At 73.5% G+C, this 22426-nt stretch carries 16 protein-coding genes; 6 read left to right on the forward strand and 10 right to left on the reverse strand.

Translation table 11 applies throughout. The features are described from left to right. Positions 1-10 precede the first annotated feature (10 nt). Both WCD41_RS15885 and WCD41_RS15890 read right to left on the reverse strand, forming a co-directional pair. A complete protein-coding gene (locus WCD41_RS15885; protein WP_337714431.1) occupies positions 11-1444 on the reverse strand; it encodes a tyrosine-protein kinase domain-containing protein in 1434 nt (477 codons plus the stop codon). After that, on the reverse strand, positions 1435-2712 hold the full coding sequence (locus WCD41_RS15890) for a glycosyltransferase family 4 protein (RefSeq protein WP_337714432.1): 1278 nt from the start codon (positions 2710-2712) through the stop codon (positions 1435-1437). Before WCD41_RS15890 ends, WCD41_RS15885 begins: the two co-directional genes overlap by 10 nt. A 294-nt stretch (positions 2713-3006) precedes the next feature. Between WCD41_RS15890 and WCD41_RS15895 the strand changes: the two genes are divergently transcribed. Both WCD41_RS15895 and cysC read left to right on the forward strand, forming a co-directional pair. Further along, positions 3007-4671, forward strand: a complete 1665-nt coding sequence (locus tag WCD41_RS15895) for a class I adenylate-forming enzyme family protein (protein WP_337714433.1) — start codon at positions 3007-3009, stop codon at positions 4669-4671. A 75-nt stretch (positions 4672-4746) separates the two neighbouring features. Continuing rightward, positions 4747-6261, forward strand: a complete 1515-nt coding sequence (gene cysC / locus WCD41_RS15900; protein ID WP_337714434.1) for an adenylyl-sulfate kinase — start codon at positions 4747-4749, stop codon at positions 6259-6261. Positions 6262-6264: 3 nt separating this feature from the next. Here the strand turns inward: cysC and WCD41_RS15905 are convergent, their stop codons facing one another. Continuing rightward, a complete protein-coding gene (locus tag WCD41_RS15905; RefSeq protein ID WP_337714435.1) occupies positions 6265-7527 on the reverse strand; it encodes an MATE family efflux transporter in 1263 nt (420 codons plus the stop codon). A 143-nt stretch (positions 7528-7670) separates the two neighbouring features. Here WCD41_RS15905 and WCD41_RS15910 point away from each other — a divergent pair, with 143 nt between their 5' ends. Both WCD41_RS15910 and WCD41_RS15915 read left to right on the forward strand, forming a co-directional pair. Then, entirely contained in the window at positions 7671-8336 is a 666-nt protein-coding gene (locus WCD41_RS15910; protein ID WP_337714436.1) for an acyltransferase, read from the forward strand. Positions 8337-8341: 5 nt separating this feature from the next. Continuing rightward, on the forward strand, positions 8342-9922 hold the full coding sequence (locus WCD41_RS15915) for a hypothetical protein (RefSeq protein ID WP_337714437.1): 1581 nt from the start codon (positions 8342-8344) through the stop codon (positions 9920-9922). 13 nt (positions 9923-9935) lie between these two features. Here the strand turns inward: WCD41_RS15915 and WCD41_RS15920 are convergent, their stop codons facing one another. Further along, positions 9936-11939 (reverse strand): cutinase family protein, encoded by a 2004-nt coding sequence (locus WCD41_RS15920; RefSeq protein ID WP_337714438.1) that lies wholly within the window; start codon positions 11937-11939, stop codon positions 9936-9938. 1073 nt (positions 11940-13012) lie between these two features. Here WCD41_RS15920 and WCD41_RS15925 point away from each other — a divergent pair. Both WCD41_RS15925 and WCD41_RS15930 read left to right on the forward strand, forming a co-directional pair. Then, on the forward strand, positions 13013-13240 hold the full coding sequence (locus WCD41_RS15925) for a hypothetical protein (RefSeq protein ID WP_337714439.1): 228 nt from the start codon (positions 13013-13015) through the stop codon (positions 13238-13240). Positions 13241-13421: 181 nt separating this feature from the next. Further along, a complete protein-coding gene (locus WCD41_RS15930; protein WP_337714440.1) occupies positions 13422-13901 on the forward strand; it encodes a hypothetical protein in 480 nt (159 codons plus the stop codon). Positions 13902-13998: 97 nt separating this feature from the next. Here WCD41_RS15930 and WCD41_RS15935 read toward each other — a convergent pair whose 3' ends face one another. The 6 genes from WCD41_RS15935 to WCD41_RS15960 all read right to left on the reverse strand — a co-directional run bounded on the left by WCD41_RS15935 (position 13999) and on the right by WCD41_RS15960 (position 22360). Beyond that, complete coding sequence (locus tag WCD41_RS15935) at positions 13999-15435, reverse strand: HNH endonuclease signature motif containing protein (protein ID WP_337714441.1); 1437 nt, start codon at positions 15433-15435, stop codon at positions 13999-14001. A 91-nt stretch (positions 15436-15526) separates the two neighbouring features. Beyond that, on the reverse strand, positions 15527-17245 hold the full coding sequence (locus WCD41_RS15940; protein WP_337714442.1) for a dynamin family protein: 1719 nt from the start codon (positions 17243-17245) through the stop codon (positions 15527-15529). After that, positions 17238-19451: an Hsp70 family protein gene (locus tag WCD41_RS15945; protein WP_337714443.1), complete on the reverse strand. Its 2214-nt coding sequence runs from the start codon at positions 19449-19451 to the stop codon at positions 17238-17240. The genes WCD41_RS15940 and WCD41_RS15945 overlap by 8 nt, the downstream gene beginning before the upstream one ends. Continuing rightward, positions 19448-21448 (reverse strand): dynamin family protein, encoded by a 2001-nt coding sequence (locus WCD41_RS15950; protein WP_337714444.1) that lies wholly within the window; start codon positions 21446-21448, stop codon positions 19448-19450. Before WCD41_RS15950 ends, WCD41_RS15945 begins: the two co-directional genes overlap by 4 nt. Before the next feature lie 16 nt (positions 21449-21464). Then, complete coding sequence (grpE, locus tag WCD41_RS15955) at positions 21465-22061, reverse strand: nucleotide exchange factor GrpE (RefSeq protein WP_337714445.1); 597 nt, start codon at positions 22059-22061, stop codon at positions 21465-21467. Next, a complete protein-coding gene (locus WCD41_RS15960; RefSeq protein ID WP_337714446.1) occupies positions 22058-22360 on the reverse strand; it encodes a hypothetical protein in 303 nt (100 codons plus the stop codon). The genes grpE and WCD41_RS15960 overlap by 4 nt, the downstream gene beginning before the upstream one ends. Between the last annotated feature and the right edge of the window lie 66 nt (positions 22361-22426).

Below are 22426 nucleotides of genomic sequence, written 5' to 3' on the forward strand. Positions count from 1 at the left end.
CGGCGCCCGCCTACGAGGACGCGTCGGCGCTCGTCCTGCGCCCCGGGGCCGCGATCGGGCCGGTGAGGTCGGCGAGCTGCGGCGCCCGCGACGGGTAGGACGTCCGGCGGTCGCCGTACGGGTCGGTGGACGGCCCCTCGGGGGACACCATGTTCAGCACGGTGCCGAGGATCCGTGCCTCGACGCGGTCGAGCGCCCGGAGGGTGGCCTCGACGTCGGGTCGGGTGGTGCTCCCGGCGCGCACGACCACCACGACGCCCCCGACCCGGCCCGCGACGATGGACGCGTCCGCCACGGGCAGCGCGGGCGGGCAGTCGACGATCACGGTGTCGTAGCGCTCCTGGAGCTCGGCCAGGAGCACCGGCATCCGGTGCGCGCCGAGCAGCTCCGCCGGGTTCGGCGGCACGGGCCCGGCGGCGATGACGTCCAGCCGGGCGGCGACCGGCTGGACCGCGCCCTCGACCCCGGTGCGCCCGATGAGCGCCGTGCTCAGGCCCACGTCCGAGACGAGCCCGAAGTACTCGGCCACCGAGGGCTGCCGCAGGTCGGCGTCGACGAGGCAGACGCGCTCGCCGAGCTGCTGGAGGCTCAGCGCGAGGTTGCCGGCCACCGAGCTCTTGCCCTCCCCGGCGACGGCGCTCGTCACCGCGAGGACCCGCGGGGCGTCGTCGACGAAGGCGAACTGCAGGCCGGTCCGCAGCTTGCGGAACGCCTCGGCGCGGACGCCGCCCGGGTCGTCCGACACGAGCGGGCGGGACGTGCCGGCGGGGTCCCGGGGGATGCTGCCGAGCAGCGGCAGGTCGGTGACCCGCGCGAGGTCCTGCTCGCCGGCCACCGTCACGTCGAGCTTCTCGCGCAGCAGTGCGAGCCCCACACCGAGCACGAGCCCGGCGAGGAAGCCCGCCAGGATGGTCGGCACGGGGCTCGGCCACAGCGGTGACGTCGGGGTGACGGCCTGCTTGAGCGTCGTCACCCGCACCGGCGACGGCGGGCCGGACGCCGGCGTCTCGAGCTCCTCGATCGTCCGGCTGAGCTGGTCGGCGGTCGCGTTGGCCAGTGCCGCGGCCTCGGACGCGTCGGAGCTGCGCGCCTGGATCCCCAACAGCACGGTGCCGGTCGGCGCCGTTGCCGTGATCTGTGACGCCAGCTCGTCGGGGGTCGTGTCCAGCCCGAGGCGCGCGACGACGGGCTCGAGCACCCGCGGACTGGTGGCCACCTCGGTGTAGGACCGCACGCGGTCCACCGTGAAGCTGCCGCCCTGGAAGAGCTGCTGGCTGGGGTTCGCCGCGTCCACCTGGGTGGAGACGAACAGCCGCGCCTCGGCCTGGTAGGTCGGCGGGATCAGGAACGTGATCGCCGCGACGACGGCGGTGACCGCCAGCGTCGTCACCAGAACCGTCAGCCGCCGGCGCTGCAGCGCCGCCCCCAGGCCCTTCAGGTCCACCGCGACCGTCCCCCCGCCTCCGACCGCCTGCCCGCCTCCGACCGCCGCCGCGCCACCATCGCCTCGGCCCACTCCTCGTAGGCCCCGAGCGCGGCCTCCTCGGTGAGCACCGCGTCGGCGTACGCGCGCCCGCCCTCGCCGAGCGCCGCGCACTGCCGCGGGTCGTCGCGCAACGCCCAGGCCGTCTTGAGCAGCAACGACGGGTCGCCCGAGCCGACGAGCACCCCGCCGCGGGCGGCGAGCACCTCGGACGCCCCGCCGCTGCGCGGGTCGGTGACGGCCAGCACCGGGCGTCCGGCCGCGAAGTAGGAGGTCAGCTTGCCCGGCACGCACATGTCGCTGACCTCGGGCTTCTCGTTGAGCAGCAGCATGTCCGCGGCGGCCATCGCGTCCTCGAACTGCCCGTCCGGCAGCGGCGCCCGGAACTCCAGGCGCTCGACGCCGGCACCGAGAGTCTGCAGCGCCTCCCGCCGCGCGCCGTCGCCGAGGAGCACGAACCGGATCGGCGCGCCCCGCTCGTCGGCCAGGCGGGCGGCCTCCACGACGTTCTCCAGGCCCTGCTTGTAGCCCATGTTGCCGGCGTGCAGCACGACGGTCTCGTCGGGGGACCAGCCGAACGCGGCCCGCGTCGCCGCGCGGTCGGCGGTGGAGGTGACGACGTGCGACCAGTTGCGGATGACGACGATGCGCGACGGGTCCACCCCGAGCCCGAGCACGCTGTCCCGGAAGCGGTCGTGCAGCACGGAGACGCCGTCGGCCCCGCGCAGGAGCGCGCTCTCCAGCCGCGTCACGAGCGAGCGGCCGCGGCCGTTCATCGCCCCGGTCTCGGGGAACGCCCGCGAGTACAGGTCCTGCACGACCACGCCGACCGCGGTGCGCGTCCCGAACCGCCGGGCCAGGCCCGCGCCCACCGACATCAGCGACGGGCTCATCACGAGGACCAGGTCCGGCGGACGCCCGGCGGCGACCGCCGCCTCGAGGGCGAACACCGCCTCCATGACGACGCGGCCCGGCCCGAGGGTGTTGCGGGGCAGGGGGTGGCGGACGCGCAGGACGTCGACGTCCCCGTCGCGCTCGCGACGCCACGCACCCGTCTCGTAACCGGGAGCGAACGCCCACGCCGGATAGTGTGGGAACCCGGTGACCACCCGTACCCGGTGCCCGGCCGCGGAGAGCCCGCGGGCGATGCCGGTGGAGTAGCAGGCGACGCCGGTGACCTCGGGCGCGTAGTTGATCCCGATCACGAGGATGTCGAGCTGTTCGGACAAGCCGGCCCCCTCAAGGTGACACCGCGATGGCGGGGGGTCGGCCCGCCGCAGGCGTCGTCGCGTCCCGGCACGGATCCGCGGGATCCCCGACCCCGGCGAACCTGGGGGTGCGGCCGAACCGTGGCGGCACGGTACCCGATCGGGCGAGGCCCCCTTCGCCCAGGCACCGCAGCGCCGGAGTCGATCACCGCCTCTGACCAGCACCGGGGTCGGGGCGGCCGCGCCGGAGCGGAGTCCTACAGTCGGTGGCCGTCACGCCGAGACGGGGGGCCATTCGTGCACGACGTGTCACCGGTGGTGGGAGCGCGCGAGCGCCGGCTCGCGGAGCTGACGGCACCCGGCGCGGCCTACGAGCTGCGCGACGAGGTCGTCGACGGGGTGCCGTTGCGGGTCTACGCGCGCGCCCCGCGCTCGCTCGCCGAGGTGCTCGCCGCGAGCCGGTCGTTCGGTGACCGCGACCTGCTCGTCCACGGTGACGACCGCCTGACCTTCGCCGAGCACGCGGACCTCGCGACAGCGCTCGCGGGCTGGCTGCACCACGTCGCCGGTGTCGGCCGGGGTGATCGGGTGGCCGTGTCGATGCGCAACGTGCCCGAGTGGAGCCCGGTGTTCTGGGCGACCACCGCGCTCGGGGCGATCCTGGTGCCGCTCAACGCCTGGTGGACCGCCGCCGAGTTCCGGCACGCGCTGGCCGACTGCCGCCCGTCGCTGGTGATCGCCGACCCCGAGCGCGTCGACGTGCTGCTCGGGGTGCCCGAGCTCGACGTGCCGGTGATCGAGGTCCGCGGGACGCGGGGGCGCGGCGGCGGGATCGTGCCCTGGGACGAGGTCGTCGAGCAGTCGCGCGCCGTCGGCCCGGCGCCGGAGGTGCCGATCGGGCCCGACGACGACGCGACCATCCTCTACACCGCGGGCACGACGGGGACCCCGAAGGGCGCCGTCGGGAGCCACCGCAACTTCGGCACCGACGTCATGAACCGCTCGCTGGCCGTGGTCGCGGGCCGGGGCGACGCCGCCCCCGTACCGAGCCGGCTCCTGCTGACCTACCCGATGTTCCACATCGCCGGGCTCTGCGTGCTGGTCTCCGCGGTGTGGGCCGGCACCACGGTGGTGACGATGCACCGCTGGGACCCCGACGAGGCCGTCACGCTGATCCGCCGTGAGCGCCTCACCGGCGCCGCCGGCGTGCCGCTGACGATGGGTCAGCTCGTCGACGCCGTGGCCCCGCACCGCCACGAGCTGGGGCACCTCGGCGCGATCCGGATGGGCGGCACGGCCGTCCCACCGGAGCTCGTGCGCCGCATCGGCGCCCGCTTCGACGGGGCGGTCGCCCCCACCAACGCCTACGGCCTCACCGAGACCACCTCGGGGGTCGTGACGACGTCCGGGGCCGAGTACCTGGCCAGCCCCGACGTGGTGGGGCGGCCGTACCCGGGCCTGGAGCTGGCGGTGGTCGACCCCGCCACCGGCGACCGGCAGCCCCCGGGCGAGGTCGGGGAGGTGTGGCTGCGGGGCGCGAACGTCGTGCGGCGCTACTGGAACGCGCCGGCGGCGACCGCGCAGGCCTTCACCGACGGCTGGTTCCACACCGGCGACCTCGGCCGCGTCGACGACGAGGGCCGGCTGCGCGTCGTCGACCGGATCAAGGACGTCGTCGACCGCGGCGGCGAGGCGGTGCACTGCGTGGAGGTCGAGGACGCGATCGCGGAGCACCCGGACGTCGTCGAGGTGGCGGTGATCGGCGTGCGCCACCCCGACCTCGGCGAGGAGGTGGGCGCGATCGTGCGCACCCGCCCCGGCACGGCCCTGCGCGCCGACGACCTGCGCAGCGACCTCACGGCACGCCTCGCGCACTTCAAGATCCCGACGGTGGTCGCCTTCCGTGACGAGCCGCTGCCCCGCAACGCCGTCGGGAAGATCCTGAAGCAGCCGTTGCGGGCGGGGCTGCGCGTCCCCTGAGCCCGCGACCTGCAGCGACGACGCTAGGGTCCCGCGAACGGGTGAACCCGCGAGGGCCGTTCGAGGGGGGCGGGCATGACCATGGTGGCCGAGGGTCGCGACGGGACCGGGGGCGCGACGCCGCCCCGCTGGACCCCGTCCGCCGCCGAGCTCGACGACGTCGACATGGTGCTGCGCGGCGCCTACCGGGGCGTCAACGGCTTCGTCGCCGGGTCCCCCGGGCGGGAGCCGGCCCCGACGCTGCTGGTGCCGACGGACGTCGCGGACCGGGCACGGGAGGCGGGCCGGCTGCTGCTGCTCGAGGAGGAGGGCGTGCCCGTCGCCGAGCTCGCGCCGACCGCGACCTGGGAACCGGGCGACGCCGCCCCGGGCCGTCGCGGGCTGGTCGGCCCGCTGCGCGACCTCGGGGAGCACCCGCGCGGGAGCCACGCCGCGCTGCGCGTCGCGGCGCCGGGACCGTCCCGCGACGCCGCCGCCGTGCTCGGGGTGCCCGTCGACCGCCCCCTGCCCCTGCCGGTGCTGGTCGCCGTGCGGGCGGCCGCGGACCGGCTCGACGCCCGGGTGGTGCTCTTCCCCCTCACCGGTCACGGCCGGCCGCACGGGCTCGACGGACCGGCCCTCGTGCGGACGTGCCTGGCGGTGCGCGACACGGTCGCCGCGGACGTGGTGCCGGTCGCGGTGCCCCGCCGCGGGGGCGCGGACGGGGGCGTCGACACCAGCGCCGACACCGACCTGGTGCGCCACGTCGCCGCGGCCTACGGCGCCACCCACGTGGCGGGGCCCGCCGTCTCCGGCGACGGCCGTCACGGGCAGGACCTGCCCCCGGTGGTCGACCTGCCCGCGGTGGCGCTCGACCTGCGCACCGGCCTGTGGGCGCTCGAGAGCGATGTGCCGGTGGCGCACCGCTCCACACTGCTGACCCCGGCCGACGTGGACGCGCACCTCACCGAGGTCACCGACCGTCGTGCCGCGCCGTCGCTCGACCTGTTCGACGTCGCCATCCACCGCGAGCTGCGCCGCACCCGCCCCGGCGGAAGGCTCGGTTTCGCGGTGCTGCTGACCGGCCTGTCCGGCGCGGGCAAGTCCACGATCGCGCGGGCGCTGCACGACACGGTCCTCGAGCGCAGCGACCGGACGGTGACGCTGCTCGACGGCGACATCGTGCGCCGCATGCTCTCCTCCGAGCTCACGTTCAGCCGCGAGCACCGCGCGCTCAACGTCCGGCGCATCGGCTTCGTGGCCGCCCAGATCACCGGGCACGGCGGGGTCGCCCTGTGCGCGCCGATCGCGCCGTACGACGACGTCCGCCGCGAGATGCGCGCGATGGTGGAGTCGACGGGGGCGGGGTTCGTGCTCGTGCACGTGGCGACGCCGCTCGAGGTCTGCGAGGAGCGCGACCGCAAGGGGCTCTACGCGAAGGCGCGCGCCGGCATCATCCCGGAGTTCACCGGCATCTCCGACCCCTACGAGGTCCCCACCGACGCGGACGTCGTGGTCGACACCGCCCGGGCCGACCCGGGCGCGGCGGTCGAGGAGATCCTCGCGGTGGCCGCCACCCGCGGCTGGATCGAGCTCGACGCGCCGTCCTGATCGCTAGTCGGCCGGTGCCGCGGCCAGGTCCTCGGCGGCCACCGGGCCGGCATCGTCCCGCGCCGCCCGCAGGGCGAGGACGGCCGTGAGGGCCAGGACGACGGTCGCGCCGGCGGCGAGCCCCCACGCCAGTCCGGCCGGTCCCGCGACCAGGATGCCGGCGGCTGCCGCGCCGACCATCACGACGAGACGCGCGACCTGGACGGTGAACGTGGTCGCCCCGCGGCGCAGGGCACGCAGCAGCACCTGGCACGGCAGCGCGAGCGTGCTCGCGACACCCTGCAGCGCGATCGGGACGACGAGGGCCGCGAAGGCCACGTACTGGTCGAACAGCAGCGCCATCAGCGGCTCGCGGGCGAGCGCGACCGCGATCAGGACGAGGGCGACCGGCGAGGCCGTCACGGCGACGGTCCGGACCGCCGCCCGCAGACGGTCACGGTCGCCGCGCGCCCGGACGACCCCCGGCGTGAGCACGCTCGAGAGCGCGCCGAGCACCACGATGGCCGGCTGGTAGGCGAGCAGCTGGACCGCGCGCAGGCCACCCGCGTCGGTCGCGCCGAGGAGCAGGCCGGTGAGCTGCAGGACGAGGTAGAGCTCGAGCTGCGACACGAACGCGGTCGCGGTGAACCACCCGGCGACGTCGCGCGTGGTGCGCGTCCACGGGCCGGGGCGTGCGGGCACCGCGCGGGTCAGGACGACGAACAGCAGGAAGCCCGCCGTGGCGCCGATCCCCCACGCCGTGGCGAGCAGACCGATGCTCTCCTGACCGCCCGCCAGCAGCCAGGCGACGATCACGGCCGCCTGGGCGAGCGCCCACGCGACGTCCAGGGCCAGCGCGGAGCCCTGCCGCTCGGTGGAGAGGAAGACGTAGCGGGCGGCGTCGTGGAGCAGCGCCAGGGTCACCCACGGCGCGAACCACAGCACGGTCGTCGCCCCCGCCGCGACACCGATCGCCGCGAGCACCGCCGAGCCCACCAGCCCGGCGAGCAGCGTGAAGCCGAGCGCGGAGCGCACCATCGACCGCCGCGTGGCCTCGTCGAGGGTCGGCAGGTGCACCTGCATCGTGCTGCCGATGAGGCCGCGACCGGCGGCGAGCACGACCGAGACGACCGCGAACACGACGACGAAGTCGCCGAACGCCGCGGGTGCGAGCAGCTGCGAGGCCAGGTAGACGGTGGCGACGTTGGTGCCGGCGTTGAGGAACTGGCCGGCGATCCCGAGCACGGGCCGGCGGGCGCGGCCGATCACCCGGTGCCAGCCCGGCATGTCCCCCACCACCGTTCCGGTCGACGCCGACGGTCCGGTGCATCCTGCCCCGCCGTCCGCACGGTCACGCACGGCGGGATACTCACCCACTCGGGCCCTCGTCCCCCGCGTTCGGAGTCGTCTTGGTCGTGCGTCACCGCCGGATGCGGACCCTGCTGGCCGCGCTCGCCGTGCTCCTGCCCGCGCGGGCCCGTCGCGTGCTCTATGTCCGGCTGCTCGGGCACGAGATCGACCCGGCCGCGACCGTCGGGCACTCGTTCGTCGACGTCGAGCACCTGCGCATGGGCCCGTCGGCGGTCATCGGGCACCTGTGCGTGATCCGCGGCGCCCAGGACGTCGAGCTCGGCACCGAGGCGCTCGTCGGGAACCTCAACTTCGTCAACGCCGTCGGCCGGACCAAGGCCCACTTCGCCCACCTGGACCGGCACCCGGCGCTGATCATGGGGGACTGCTCGCGCATCTCGACGATGCACTTCGTCGACTGCTCGGACCGGGTCGAGCTCGGGGAGCACAGCGGCATCGGCGGCGTCTGGACGATGGTGCTCACGCACACCTACGCGTTCGACACGGCGACCCAGGTGTCGGCGCCGGTGACCATCGGCGCCCGGTCGGTCGTCAGCACGCGGTGCACCCTGCTGCCGGGTGCCGCCCTGGCGGAGCGCAGCATCCTCGCGGCGAGCTCGCTGCTCGCCAAGCCCGTCGAGGAGATCGAGAAGCTCTACGCCGGCACCCCGGCGAAGCCCGTGCGCGACCTCGATGCCGACAGCCCCTACTTCCGGCGCACGTCGTCGCGCCTGCACCAGGGGTAGCGCGGGTGGGGACGCGCTGGACCCGGCGCGGGGCACTCGCCCTCGGCGGCGGCCTCGCGGTCGCCGGCATCGGGGTCGGTGCCGCGGGCCGGGGGCCTGCCGCGGCTCCCCCGCCGTCCCCGCCCTTCCCGTCGGCGGACGCCGCCCGCCGCGCCGGGTGGACCGTCGTCACCGACCTCGGCGCGATCGGCGACGGCGTCTCCCGGCCGCTGTCGTCGCTGTACCCGACGTTGGACGCGGCCCGGCGCGAGCACCCCGCCGCGGTGGGTCTCGACGACGAGCTCGACGGCGCGGCGATCCAGTCGGCCGTCGACTCGGGCGCCGACCGCGTCTACTACCCGCCCGGCCGGTTCGTCCACAACGCCGCGATCCGCGTGCGCAGCGGGCAGCGCCACCTCGGCGCCGGCCCCGGCACCGTGCTGGTGAACAACCGCGTCCGCGCCCGTCCCGTCGACCTGCCCGACGCCCACACCTTCGAGATCGGCAACATCCACCCGGTCGCGATGCTCGCCGGCTCCGCCCAGTCGTGGGCGACGCGGCCACTGGCCCCCGTGGCCGCCGGCTCCCGCACGGTCTCGCTCGCCGCGCCGCTCGGCGGCGCGCGGGTCGCGGTCGGCGACATCGTCATGATCCGCTCCGACGGCGTGCCGACCGCCGCGGGACGGTTCGGCGTCACCTACGACTTCGAGATGTGGAACCGGGTCACCGCCGTCGACCCGGCGACCGGGCGGATCGACCTCGAGCTCCCCGTACCGCGCGACATCGTCGCCGCCCCGGCGCCGGCGGAGGTCCTCGCCGGTCCGACGCTCTGCCTCAACGACGGCGTCGACCTCACCACCGGGCGGCCGTGGTCGATCGTGCAGGACGTCGAGATCGGCCACCTCGCCGTGGAGAGCGCCGGGCTCTGCCTGCGGACCGGCGTCTGGCGCGGGTGGTTCCACGACCTGCTCGTCACCGGCGAGAACATGATCGGTTTCAACGCGCTGGTGCAGTCGACCGTGGAGGCCGTCGACGGGACCTTCACCAGCCGCATGATCGAGATCAAGCACGCGAGCCACGACAGCACGCTGCGCCGCATCCGCGGCGTCTACCGGGCTGCGCCCGGCGCCCCGCCGGCCCCGGCCATCAGCATCGGCGAGCAGTCGTTCGGGTGCGCCTTCGAGGACATCGCCTGCCGCATCGGACCCGAGTGCCGCGAGACCGTCCGCGCCGTCGAGCTGTCGTCCCCGGACCTGCGCTTCCGCGGCACGGTGCAGCACTTCGGGCAGGGCGGGAACAGCCAGGTGTGGGCGGTCAAGTCGAACGACCTGCCCGCCAACCCGCCGGCCCGCATCTCCCTCGAGCTCACCGTGCGCTCCCGCGGCGGGCTGCGCTCCTACGGCGTCATCGGCGGCGAGGTCGCCCGGCCGTCCGACCCCCGCGACGTCACCCTGTCCCTCGACCAGCAGTCGCGGGGCGCGCCGCCCGTCGCCGGGGTCGAGGTGCTGCACGGCTCGGCGATCCGGGTGGTGCGCGACGTCGGGGACCGCCCGTGCGCGGTGGCGGCCCCCGGCGCCGAGCTGCCGCAGGGGACGGCCAGCTGCTGACCTTGCCCGCGCGCTACCCCGAACCGGTGCGCTCGGCAGCGTCTTCGGGATCCTCCGACGCCGGTGCGGGCTCCCGAACCGGGGCGGCGTCCTCGACGGACACGTCCGCGCCGCCCGGCTCGGACCGGTCGAGAGTGATGGTCGCCGAGAGGCCGTACGCCAGGGATCCGAAGTAGTCGCTGGTGATGCAGGTGGCGTACAGCCCGTAGTCACCATCGGGGAGCGCCGGGAACTCCGGGAACTCGGCCGACCAGCTGCCGTCGGCGGCCACCTCGGCGTCACCGGAGTACGTGTACTCGTAGGACGGGGCGGGGTCGTATGCCTTGGCCAGCCGGGCCCTGGCCAGCGCCGATCCGGGCGGACACGGCTGGTTCGACCGCACCCGCAGACCCTCGGTGGTCCGCACCCTCGTGGCCGAGACGTCGACGGTGTAGGGATTCGTCATGACGAAGGGCAGGTCCGGAAACGCCTTCACGGTGGGTTCTTCACGCGTCTCGTAGTCCAGGGCCCGGCACGAGATGCTCACGGTGTAGTCGCCCGGTGGGCTCTGCTCCCATTCGGAGGGGGGAGGGTTGTAGGGCTCGAAGCGCGTCTTGAGCCGACCCCGGAGCGCGATCACGGTGGCCTGGCTCCCGTCGGCGCTCAAGTACGTCGAGTCGGAGGCGGCTACGAAACCTTCGGACGACCGCAGCTCGGCGACGACCCTGTTGGACGGAGCGGGGCACCGCTCGGGGGCGACGGCGAGGATCATGAGGCCCGGCGGTCCTTCGTCGGCCGACAGGCCCGGCGTCAGCCCGGTCGTCAGCTCACCTCCCGGGGTTCCCCCAGGCGGACCTCCGACGGGGCCCATGCGAGCGAGGATCTTGCCGCCGACCTCGCGCCCCGCCGCGTCGGCGTCGTCACCGCAGTAGGCCTCGCAGTTCGTGTGGATGCCATAGCCCCGGACGCCCGCCGTGGCCAGGTCGAGCGCCAGAGTCTGGTTGATCACGGTGCCGGTGTCGCACACCAGGTCGCCGTCCGCGCAGAGCTGACTCGTCCGATCGCGCAGCTGGGACGGCACGGCGGTGATCGGGGCGTAGTCCGGGAGGCACGAGGGCCGGCCCGTGACGGGGAAGAGGCCGAGTGCCTCGCAGACACCGTACGAGTCGTCGCCGCGCGGCTCAGCGACGGAGAAGTCGCGGATCGTCGAGTTCGGGAGCCGCTCCGGGTCGGCGACGAGCACTGCCCCCACGATGGCCGTACGTTCCTTCTCCCGTCCCTGGTCTGCGAGGCGGACGAGGTAGTTGTGCGCGGCCATCGCGCCCTGCGAGTACCCCGACAGCACGACCCGCGCGGGCCGTCCCACCGACTCGCACTGGGCGACGATCTGGTTGACGGCCTGCGCGAATCCGGCCTCCGCCTGCCGCTCGCTGTCGAGGTACGCCGCGACCTGTCGCTGGGCCAGCCCGAGCATCGCGCTGTCCGGTGCGGCGAAGAAGCCCGCCACCGCGAAGATCATCGGCTTCACGTCGGCCGCGGGGTAGTTGAGGTTGATGTTCTCGCCGCCGGGCTCGCGCCCGCCGGCGACGATGGCGGCGTCGACACCGTCCCGGACGGCTTGCCCCTCGGGCGCATGCAGCAGGGTGCTCGGACGGTCGTAGTCCTGGTCCGAGCCGCGGGCGTTGACGAAGTAGAAGTTCTTGCACGTGTCGTCGGCCGGGGCGGCCACCGCCACGGCGGCGACGATCACGGTCGCCGACGCGGCGAGCGCGACGGCGAGGACCACCACGATCGTTCGTTGCGAGTAGGTCGGGCCTCGCGGCCCATTGGCTGCGGCCTGCCGTCGGAGCCGGGCCGTCGCCACCCCGGCGACGACGGCCGCGAGGGCGACGACGAGGGCTCCGGCTCCGATCGCGGCGTCCCCTGCGTCGACGCCACCGACGGGATACTGCGGGCCGGCGTCCACGGCGATCGGCTCGCCGGCGGTAGTCAGGCCACCGGACGACCCCTCGCCCGCTGCCGCGTCCTCGGTCGCCACCCCGCCTGCGGGGTCGGACGGCTCTCTAGCGCTCGGCACGTGTCCTGGCGCGCCGGCGCTGACCCCGACCACACCGGCGCCCGGCGTCGAGCCAGCGCCACCGTCCGCCCCGCCACCGCCGGGCACGCCCGCCCCAGGGCCGCTCCCGGGACCGTCACCACCGGGACCGTCACCACCCGGACCGTCACCACCCGGACCGTCACCACCCGGACCGTCACCACCCGGACCGTCACCACCCGGACCGTCACCACCCGGACCGTCACCAGCCGGACCGTCACCACCCGGACCGTCACCACCGGGACCGTCACCACCGGGACCGTCACCACCGGGACCTGTCTCGGTGCACGCCTCGCTCTTGGCAGCGTCGGCCGCGGCGAGCGTCTCGCGGTAGTAGAAGCCTTCCTCGGGAGCCGCGGCGAAGGCCGTGGCGAGGCGGGCGACGACGTCCCGCTCCGACGTCGCCGTGGCGCAGCTGATCGGGTCGCGGGAGCGTCCGTCGTCCGGGGGCTGGTACCCGGGGCACAGGACGATGGCTCGATCGACGCGGGCAGTCTCCAGGTCGCTCACGGCTGCCGCGTGGGGTGCACCGACCGTGAAGTGATCGGCGATGCGCTGCCGGGCCGCCACTTGCGGGTCGCTCGCCAGACGCGCGCTGCAGGTGTCGTCGATCGGGGTTTCTCGGGGGACGCCGTCAGCGCCGACCGCCTCGACAGCCCCTTCGCTTGTCGGTCCCGCCTCCTGCGCAGGGGCGCTGGACCCACCGGCGGCGAGCGCCAAGGAGAACCCCGTGCCCAGAAGGGCGAGCAGGAAGAAGGCCACAACCGACAGCCGTCCGAGGCGCATGGAACCCGCGCGCCTCTTGTGTCTTCCCACCAACGTCCCCCCGGGCGAGCCGCCGAACGCACGATCGACTGATGCGCGTCCGACTCCCCGTCGAGACACTGACGTAATTCGTTACACCTGGGCGACGTCACCCTGTTGCGACCTCGTGACTCGACTCAAGTCTTCGTCTCCTCTGCCGATGGGTAGAAAGGCCCTCGGGCTGACGTCGACACGCGCGGGGGCGAGAAGACATGTCCATCCTGAGCAACGGGAAGCTCGACCAGCGGAGCATCCCTGCTCCCCGGGCCGGCGAGGCGCCGGCGTGGCATGAGCTCCACGCGCTCCTGGCGCGCCTGGCCACCGGCTTCGAGGCGACCGATCGCGACGCCCGCTCGCTTGCCGTGCTGCGCGAGCGGGGTCTGGTGGACGGCCAGGGCGGGATCACCACGCTCGGGGTGCACGTCCTCGAGGAGGAGTAGGGCGGCGACGCCGCCGACACCGACGTCCGCGCCAACGACCTCGCACCGGAGCCGAACGGGTCATAGCCCTCCGGCAAGGAGGTGGTCGACGCAGGAACAGGAAACGTCGAGACGTGACGGATCGACGAGGTCGACACGTGGGGCGCTCGTCCAGCGCACCCTTGTCGAGTCCGGGGGGACCATGAACGCCGAACAGCTCATCATCGCGTCGGCCGAGGCCGCGGCTCGTGTCGTCGGCACCAAGGACTACGCGCGGATGACCCAAGTGGCCCTCACGCTGACCGGACAGCAGCTCGAGCGCTACGTCCGCCAGGCCGACCGACCCGGCTTCATCGCGCCGGTCGACGTCGAGGAAGGCGGCAAGGACCGCGACGGCGCCCTCCTCGCGCTCCCGGACCGTGCGGTCATCGCCTGGACCGTGGGCACCTTCCGCCCGAAGAACTACGAGGTCGAGGTGCCCGCCGCGGCGATCGTCTCGCTGGAGCGGGGGGAGCGCCCACCGACGCGATGGGCTCGGCAACGTGAGGTCCTCCAGATCACCACCGCAGACCGCACCTGGAGTCTCGTTCTTCCTGACGTCCTCGACGGTGGGCAGAGCATCGTGCCGTGGCTCCAGGGGATGCTGCGGGGCGCCGTCGAGCCGGTGTTCGAGCGGGACTGAGGTATCGCTCGCGACCCACACCGGACCGTCGACCACCAACGCGACGTCCGCACCGTCTACTCCGACCGCCTGCACGTCAGGCGCACTCTCGGAAGGCCTATGCCGCAGTCGGGAGGGGTGGTGCGGGGCCGCCGGGGCGTGGCTGTTGGGTGGGGTCGATCCAGGGTGGCGGCGTGAACCAGGGCCGCCGGTTGATCATCTTGACCTGCCAGCCGGCGTGGTGGACCTGGTTGTGGTGATGGGTGCACAGCAGCACCAAGTTGTCGATCTCGGTCGGCCCGCCGTGGCCCCAGAACCTAACGTGGTGGGCCTGGCAGCGCCGCGGCCGGCGGGTGCAGCCGGGGAACGCGCAGCCTTGGTCGCGCACGGTGAGCGCGCGGCGCAGGGCGTCGGGGACGGTGCGGGAGCGGCGCCCGATGTCGAGGGTTTCGGAGCGGGTGCCGAGCACGATGGGGATGATGTCGGCGTCGCAGGCCAGCCGCCGCACGGCGGCGGCGTTGACCAGCTGCTGGTTGTCGAGGACCCCGTGGCCGACGGCGCGGCGCAGCCACTCGTGGTCGATGGTGATGGCGATCAACGCCCGCCCTGCGCTCCCGGCCGCCGCACCTGCGGGCTGGCTGGGTTCAGGCTGGCGGGGTTCGGGGCGACGGGGTTCGGGGATGAGCGCGTCCTGCCCATCACCCGGCTCGCTGTCGCTGGGCTCGCTGTCGCTGGGCTCGCTGTCGCCGGATTCACTTTCGCCGGGTTCGCTGTCGCCGGGCTCGCTGTCGCCGGGCTCGGTCGGGCTGCCTTCGTGGCGGGTGTCGGTGATCAGCCCGTGGCGGCTGTTGGCGGCGGCGAAGAGTTCTTTGAACGCCTCGGCGCGGCGGGCGGGCAGGTCGCGGGGGTCGTCGGGGCCGGCGGGGCGCGACATGACCTCGAACCCGTCGTCGATCATCGCGGCGGCGGCGGGCTCGGTGATCGAGGCGCGCATATCCAGGGAGCCGTCGCGGCGGCGCAGCAGCTGCACCGCATCCGCCCGGGCCTCCTCCGGTTTCGGGGCGGCGCCGTCGGGGTCCAGATGGGCCAGCAGGCGCTGCGCGGCATGCGCCAGCCCGGCCGGCGGCAACGCGCGCGCCTTGTCGGCCAGGGACTGTTCGGCCTCGGCGACCACGGCGGGTGTGAGGTGCTCGAGCTCCTCGATGCGCCGCATCGTCTTCTGAATGATCACCAGGTGGGCCTCGCCGATCTCCCCCGCCGCCAGCGCGGTCGAGGTGTGCGGCAGCCGCGCGGGCAGCGGCTGACCGCCGATGCCGGCATGGGGCACGAGGTCACGGGCCTGCTCGACCAACCGGTTCGCCTCGCGGCGGTCGCAGCGGGCGAGGGTCTCCACCAGCCGCTCGGTCAGCCGGTCCCCGGTCCGGTCGGCCACCCCGACCCGGTCCAGCTCGGCCACATCCTCGAGCAGCCGGTAGTGCTCCGCCCCCCGAGCGTGCAGACGGGTCCGGGCGCGGGCGAGCAGCTCCCGCTCGACCGCGCCGACCTGTTCGCTCATGTGTTCGAGTCTACGGCACATCGGCGACACCCGCGACAACAATCGACAACCACGTCACCATGGTCGACCTCGTACGCGTCGTGATCGTGGGTCAGTCGTAGAACGACGCCAGGAGGTGTCCGTACCGGACGAAGGCCTGGTCGGCGGCGAGGCGACGCGCCGAGCGCGTGGCGGCCCGAGCGGCTCGCTCCTTCCAGAACAGCATGCGCGCCGACACGTACTCGGGCCCGACGCCCCGCGGGAGCCGGTCGGTGTCGGAGAGGCCGCGCAGTCCGAGGACCGCCTGGAGCTCGTCGAGCTCCTCCGCGGTGAAGTCGGCCCTGTTCCGTTCGATCGCCTGGAGCGCCTCGAAGTCGGCGTTGTGCGCCACCAGCACCTCTTCGAGCTCCTCGAGCTCGCGCGCGACGTCCGCACACGCCTCCTCGGCGCGCGGCTCCGCGACGGCGGCGACGCTGGTGCGAATCAGCTGGGCGATCTCCTCGCCCACCGTGGGATCGCCGTCGGCCGCCCGCACGAACGCGAGCATGCGGTCGGCGCGGCGCTGTCGCTCCCGGCCGCCAGCGGCGCGGTCCTCGGCCAGCCGGCGGCGCGCCCCGTCGATCACGTCCTTCGCGTCAAGGAGGGCCCGGTGGCATCGCAGGATGTGGCCGCGGGCAAGGAGGTGACGATCGAGGACCTGGCGCAGTGCGTCGAGGCGGGTCAGCTCGCCAAGGCCCGCCGCCAGCTCCGCAGTGCTCTCGTCGCCGTGTTCGACGATGTAGCGCGCGATCGCGGCGAAGACGGCCCAGACGCGGACGTCGGGCGTCAGCTCGTCGAGCAGTGACCGGCGGGTGGGGGCGTCGACGGGGCAGTCGTCGTACTCGCGCTCGACGAACCGTTGCTCGGCCGCGAGCATCCGTCGCAGGCGGTCCGGCGGGATCCGCGCCAGGGTCCGGTGGACGCGCTCAAGTCCGCGACGGTCGTCGCGGCACAGCGCCTGGAGCGCGCGCCCGATGCCGGTGGCGACGGGTACGACGGTGTTGAGTTCGCCGCGCAGCTGCTCCGCGTAGTGCCGGGAGAGCTCGTCGCTGCGCGCCAGGTACTCGTCGCTGACCTCGATCTTCGTCATCACGCCGACGGCGTTGAGCGCACTGGAGCGCCCTCCGGTGGTGCGGCGGAACTCCTCGAGAAACGCCCGCTGGTCGGCGCGCGCGACCGCCCCGGTCACGTAGATGACGGCGTCGGCCTCGCGGGCCAGCCGGTCGGTCTCGTCCTGGTGCCGCTCGCGGAGCTCCTCGCGGCGGCGGTCCATTGACCCGAGGAACGCGTCGAGACGCTCGGTGTGCTCTGCGACCGCCGCGTTGGTGCCCGGGGTGTCGACGAGCGTGACGTCACGCAGAAGCGGATGGTCGAGGACGTACTCGAGATGGTCGATGCCCTCGGCTCGTCGCAGCGTCTCCTCATCGCTGCCCTGGAGACCGTCCAGGAACTCGCGTCCCTCGCGTGTGACCTGACCGCTGCGCCAGTGGCATCTGATGGGTCGATCCGGGTCGGCGGGCATTCCGAGGGTGAAGTAGTTGATCGTCGCCGTGGTCTCGCGCTCTCCGACCGCAGCGAGGGCGCCGCCGAGCAGGGCGTTGACGAAGGTGCTCTTGCCCGCCTTCACGCGTCCGACGACGGCGACGACGCAGCGCTGCTCGGTCTGGCCGGCCAGGGCCTCGAGGGCCGCGATCGTTGCCTGGGGCAGGCCCGCCGCGCGCAGGTGCTCGGCGGCGTTCTCGAGGCGCCGCCGGAGGACGACGCGGACCGACTCCGGCGTGTCGCTAGGCACTGGTTCGCATGGTGACCTGCTTGTTCACCAGGTCGAGGAACGGCCGCCGCTTCGCTTCGTTCCAGGCATGGAAGCGGAACTTCGTGCCGTCCTTGCGCTCGATCTCGATCCTCGCGTTGTTCACGTGCACGACCTTGACGTCCTTGAGTGGCACCTGGTCGACGAAGTAGAAGCCGTGCTGCTTGGAGCCGTACTGCACCTCGGATGTCCGGGTTCGAGACCCCTTCCGCTCACTCCACAGGAAGCGTTCCGAGGTCAGGACCAGCAAGGACAGCATGCGCATCGTCGTGTGGCAGCAGTCGACCGCAGCCAACGGGACCTCGCCGTAGCGGAGCCGTGGCTCCAGGATCGGGTACGGCTGACATCCCCAGGACGCCCCGGCCTCTTCCGCCATCGCCGCGAACACCTGGCGGGTCCGCTCGCGGGACATCGGAGTGGACGAGGACACAGTCTGGGCGACCTGGTTCGTCGCGCGGGTCACGGTCTTGGCGCGCGACTTCTGCTCGAGATAACCATCGAGCCGGCGACCGTGCACAGCCACCTCAATGGCGGCGGCTTCGGCCGGGCTCAGCCCCAGGTCGTCGGAGACGGCTCGGATGCGGTCGAACGCGCCAGCCGCCGCAGGATCGACGTCCGCGGCGAGCCGTGCCGCGATGACGAACGCCGGCCAGGGCGCTGACGCGGCGATCTCCGCCCGCTGGGCGGCCGGAACCGGGCAGTCGGGGAAGTCGCGCGTGCCGAAGAGCATCGAGCTGCCGAGGAGCAGGTCGAGACGGTGGCGCGGGATGCTGCGCACCATCGCCCGCACCTGGTCGTCGCCGTAGAGGCGCACGATGGCGTCGTACCGGCCCTCGAGGGCGGCGCGCTGGTGTCGCAGAGCCTCATCGATGCCGACGCCGAGCACGTCCTGCTCGAGCCGCTGGCGCCGCGTGTCGTCGATACCGATCTCGGAGGCGAGCTCCCGCAGCCAGGTCGCCTCCGACCAGGTCAGACGGCCGTCCGCCCACGACCCTTCCAACGCCTCGCGATAGCGCACCTCCCCCTGGTCCTCCTCAGGCGCGCGATCCGACAGCGGAGCTCCCCAGAGCTCCCAGGCCCGGAGCGCCGCCCCGAGCGCGACGGCGTGGTCGCGGTTGGCGAACTTCCGCGGGGGGATCGGCAGCTTGTCGGCGAGCATCTTTTCGACGATCGGAACCTGGGTCGCGCCACCGATCATGACGACCGTGTCGATCTCGTACCCGCGCGAGGCGCACCGCTCGACCATGTCGAGGGTCGCGCGAACGGTCTGCTCGACCCATGACCGAACGAGCTCCTCGAACTCGCCGCGGTCCAGTTCGTGCGCGAAGAGGACACGTTCCCCGTCGAGAGAGGGCAGCCGCGAGCTGACCTTGGCCTTCTGACGGATCGACAGGTTGTGCTTGCGCTCGCGGCACTCCCGCAGAACGGCCGGATCGATCTCCCCGCGCATCCCGATCGAGCGCCCCAGCTCCCGGATCGCGACCTCGTCGCAGTGCTCGTAGAGGGCCTGGTCGAAGTCGTCACCGCCGCAGCGCGCGTCGCCCTCGGGCTTGACGGGGGTGAGATACCGACCGTCCTCGTCGCGGCGCACGACGGACAGGTCGAAGGTGCCGGCACCCAGGTCGTAGACGAGGACGGTCTCACCGACCTGCTGGCCGAGGTGATGGAAGGCCATCGCCGCGGCGACCGGCTCTTCCAGGAGCTCGACCTGCGCGAAGCCCGCGCGGGTCGCCGCCGTGCGCAGAACCTCGCGTTCCTTCTGGCCGGAGACGGCCGGGCAGGTCACCACCGCGCGGTCGATCGGCCGGTTGAAGTGGCCCTCCTCGGCGTCGCGCTTGAGCTTGCCGAGCACCTGGGATACGACGTCGGTCGGGGTCACCGGAGCCCGGCCCGGCAGCGGGATCAGGGGTGGCGCGACGAGCCGGCGCTTCACGCTGGAGACGATCCGGTCGACGATCTCCGCGCGGGCGGCCGGATCGGTCTCCCGTGCGGCCTCGGCGAGGTCCCGCTCCACGGGTTCACCGACGACGACCTCGTCATCGCCGAACTGCACCAGCGACGGGGTCTTCGCCTCGTTCTCGGCGTTGGGGATGACCTCGACCCGACCGCTCGCCGGGTCGTACCAGGCGATGGCCGAGGTCGACGTCCCGAAGTCGAGACCGACGAAGGGCTGCTCCTCGCCGGTCATCCCGCGTCACCCGTCGCGGGGCCTCGGTTCATCGAGCTCAGCAGCTCCTCGAGCTCGGCGCTCAGCGCCTCGACACGGTCGGCGAGGGCGTCCCAGCCACGGCGCTGCTCGGCGAGCTCCGCCCCGCGCGCCTTCCGCTGGTCCGCGTCGAGCCCGGCAGCCTCCTCGAGCCGCTTCTGCTCGGCGAGGCCCTCCTCCTCCTTGCGCTTGACCGTCGTCTTCAGGGTCTCGAAGACCTGCGCCTCCACCTGCGCGAAGTGGGTCTCGACGAGCCCCTCGCGTCCGTCGGCGAAGTCGCCGTCGAAGAGGCGCGTCTGCAGCATCCCCGCGCACTCGACGAGGTTGCGTGTGACGTCCTGCCGCGTCGCCTGCACCCGGCGACCACCGGCTCTCCGCCACCCGTGCGCCGAGGCCCACAGGGTGCCGGCGAGGGCCACCACGCCGACACCGATCAGGATCGTCCCGCCGGTCGCGACGGTGAGGCTGCCCATCGCGACCGCGGAGGACAGGCCACCGTAGGCGAAGTAGAACGCCGTCGTGCCGGCCGTGCTCGCGATCCCGCCCTGCATCGTGGCCGAGGCGATCTTCTCCCAGCGCACTCCCTTGGTGTCCCGCAGGCGCCGGCCCGACAGCGAGAGGTCGTCGGTCTCGAGGACGGAGTCCGCGGCGACCCACCGGTCGGCGCCCTCGTCGAACAGCGGAGCGAGCAGCTCGGCGATCCGGTTGTCGACCGCCCCGGCCGTCTGCCGGAACTCGGCCTGCAGGTCGGCCGCCAGTCGCGCCGGCAGCTCGTCGTTGAGGGCCTCGAGCGCCTTGACCGACGTGGCGGCCTCGATGGTGTCCCGATGCGCGGCCACGATCTTCCCGTGCGGCGTGAGGGTCTGGCGCAGGCTCTTGACCGCCCGCTGGACGGTCTTCTTGGTCTCGGTGACCACCGGGGTGCTCTTGCTCCCGCGCGGACCCCATTCCTTGGTGAAGACCGCACGCCGCATCTCCAGACGCGCCTGGACCTCTGCGGCTTCGCGCAGCGCCTCGGCCCGAGCCGCCAGCGTCGTCGTCGACCCCCGCTGGTAGGCGCCGGCGAGTCCCAGCGCCGACGCTGTCCGCCGCCACCCGGCCACGACGAAGAGGAAGCGGCGCAGCGCCGCCTCCATCTCGATGTGTCCGCTGTCCTCGAGGTTCTCCTGCGCGTCCTCGTCGTCGAGCGCCGCCGCACGCAGCAGCGTGTTCGAGAACGGCAGCACGCTGACCTCGGCCAGCTGGGGGAACCGCTCCCGGAGGAGCTGCTCGCTGCGTTCCCGCACGCTGCGGCACTGGTCGACCCCGACGAGGTCGCTCTTGGTCTGCACGAAGAACACGTCCCCCGTCGCCTCGAGGACGGTGGCGACGGCGTCGAGCTCGGTCGTCACGATCGGGCGCTCGGAGTCCAGGACGAGCACGACGGCGTCGGCGAGGGGCACGAACCGCTGCGTGATCTCCTGGTGAGCGGAGTAGAGGGCGCCGAGACCGGGGGTATCGAGGAGGCTCACGCCGTCGGGGAGGAAGCGCAGCCCGGGCAGGTCGACCTCGATCCAGCGGATCGTGCTCGCCGGGGTCGGGGCTGCCCCCGCATCGGCGAGAACCTGCGACCCGTAGCGGGGAAGATCGTCAGCGGCGATCTCCTGGACCGAGTCGTCCTCGAAACGCAGCCGGTAGGCCTCCCGCTCGGCCGCCGACACGCGGAACACCTGGCTGGTCGCCACCGCGACGTCGGTGGGCAGGATGTCGCGCCCCACGAGGGCGTTCACGAGCGAGCTCTTGCCGGACTTCGCCTCGCCCACGAACAGGACCTGATAGCTGTTCTGCTCCAGGACGGCCCGGGCCTGCTCCAGCGCCTCCGGAGGATCGGGCGCCGGCAGCTCGAGGGTGGTCGCCTGCCGGTTCATCTCGTCGAGCACGGCCGCGGTCTGCTGTCGGATCTCCTCCGCCCGGACGAGCGGCTCGTCGTGTCCCGTCATCTCGTCGCCCCCACCGTCAGCGTTCGTCAGCTTGCGCGACACGCACCCGTGCCTGCCGCAGGATCCGCGAGCCGATGGCGAAGCCCGGCCGGACCGTTTCGGTCAGCGGGGCCTCGGTGGCGGCTCGCACCGTCGGGTCGATGTTGCGGTGCCGGCGCCTGTCGAAGGCGACCTCGCCGTCGATGATCTCCACGCCGGAACGCTCGAGGATCTCGGCCAACCGCAGCATCACGTGCTCGGCCTCGGCGGAGCCCTCGCCTTCCTCCCCGACCGAGCGGTCGAGCTCGTCGAACAGGTCGACGCACGACTTGGCCAGATCGACCCACTGACCGTCGGGTGGCGCCGCCGGCGTGACCGGGTCCTCGGCTGGTCCGCCCGCGGGCGTCTCGTTCGCCCCCGTGGCGGGTTGCTCCCCGCTCGGCTCCGATGCGGGGTCGGCCGCCGGTCCCTCGGGAACCTCTGCGGCGGGCGTCGTCGCACGCGGCCCCGTGCCGGTCAGCGGCCGACCGAGGATGCGGTCGATCAGCAGCACGATCCGAACACGGACGCCGACACGCTCGGCCGCCGGACCGTCCGAGGCGTCGGACTCCGGGGGAACGACGGTCTCGGTCACGACTCGCTGTCGGTGTAGCTGCCCGCGGAGGTGTCCGTCGAGCTGTCGTCGTAGCTCACCGAGTACGTCTCGGAGTACGACTCGGTCACGTACGCGTCGGCCTGGGTGTCGGCTGCGCTCTGGCTGTAGTCGTTGGCCGTCTGCTGATCGGTGGAGGCCGCTTCGGAGTACGAGACGGCGTCACCGTAGTCACCTCGCGCGGCGCTCATCTCGGCGTTCCAGCTGTTCCAATCCGCCGACGACTGGCTCATGTCGGCGTTCCAGCTGTCCCACTCGGCGTCGTACTGCGGATCGGTCATCAGGTCCCCCCGGGTTGCGAATCGGTCGAGCATCGCCGTCCCCCCGAAACGACACGCAGAGTAGTA

It is taken from the genome of Actinomycetospora aeridis, from assembly GCF_037400275.1.
Lineage (GTDB): Bacteria > Actinomycetota > Actinomycetes > Mycobacteriales > Pseudonocardiaceae > Actinomycetospora > Actinomycetospora aeridis.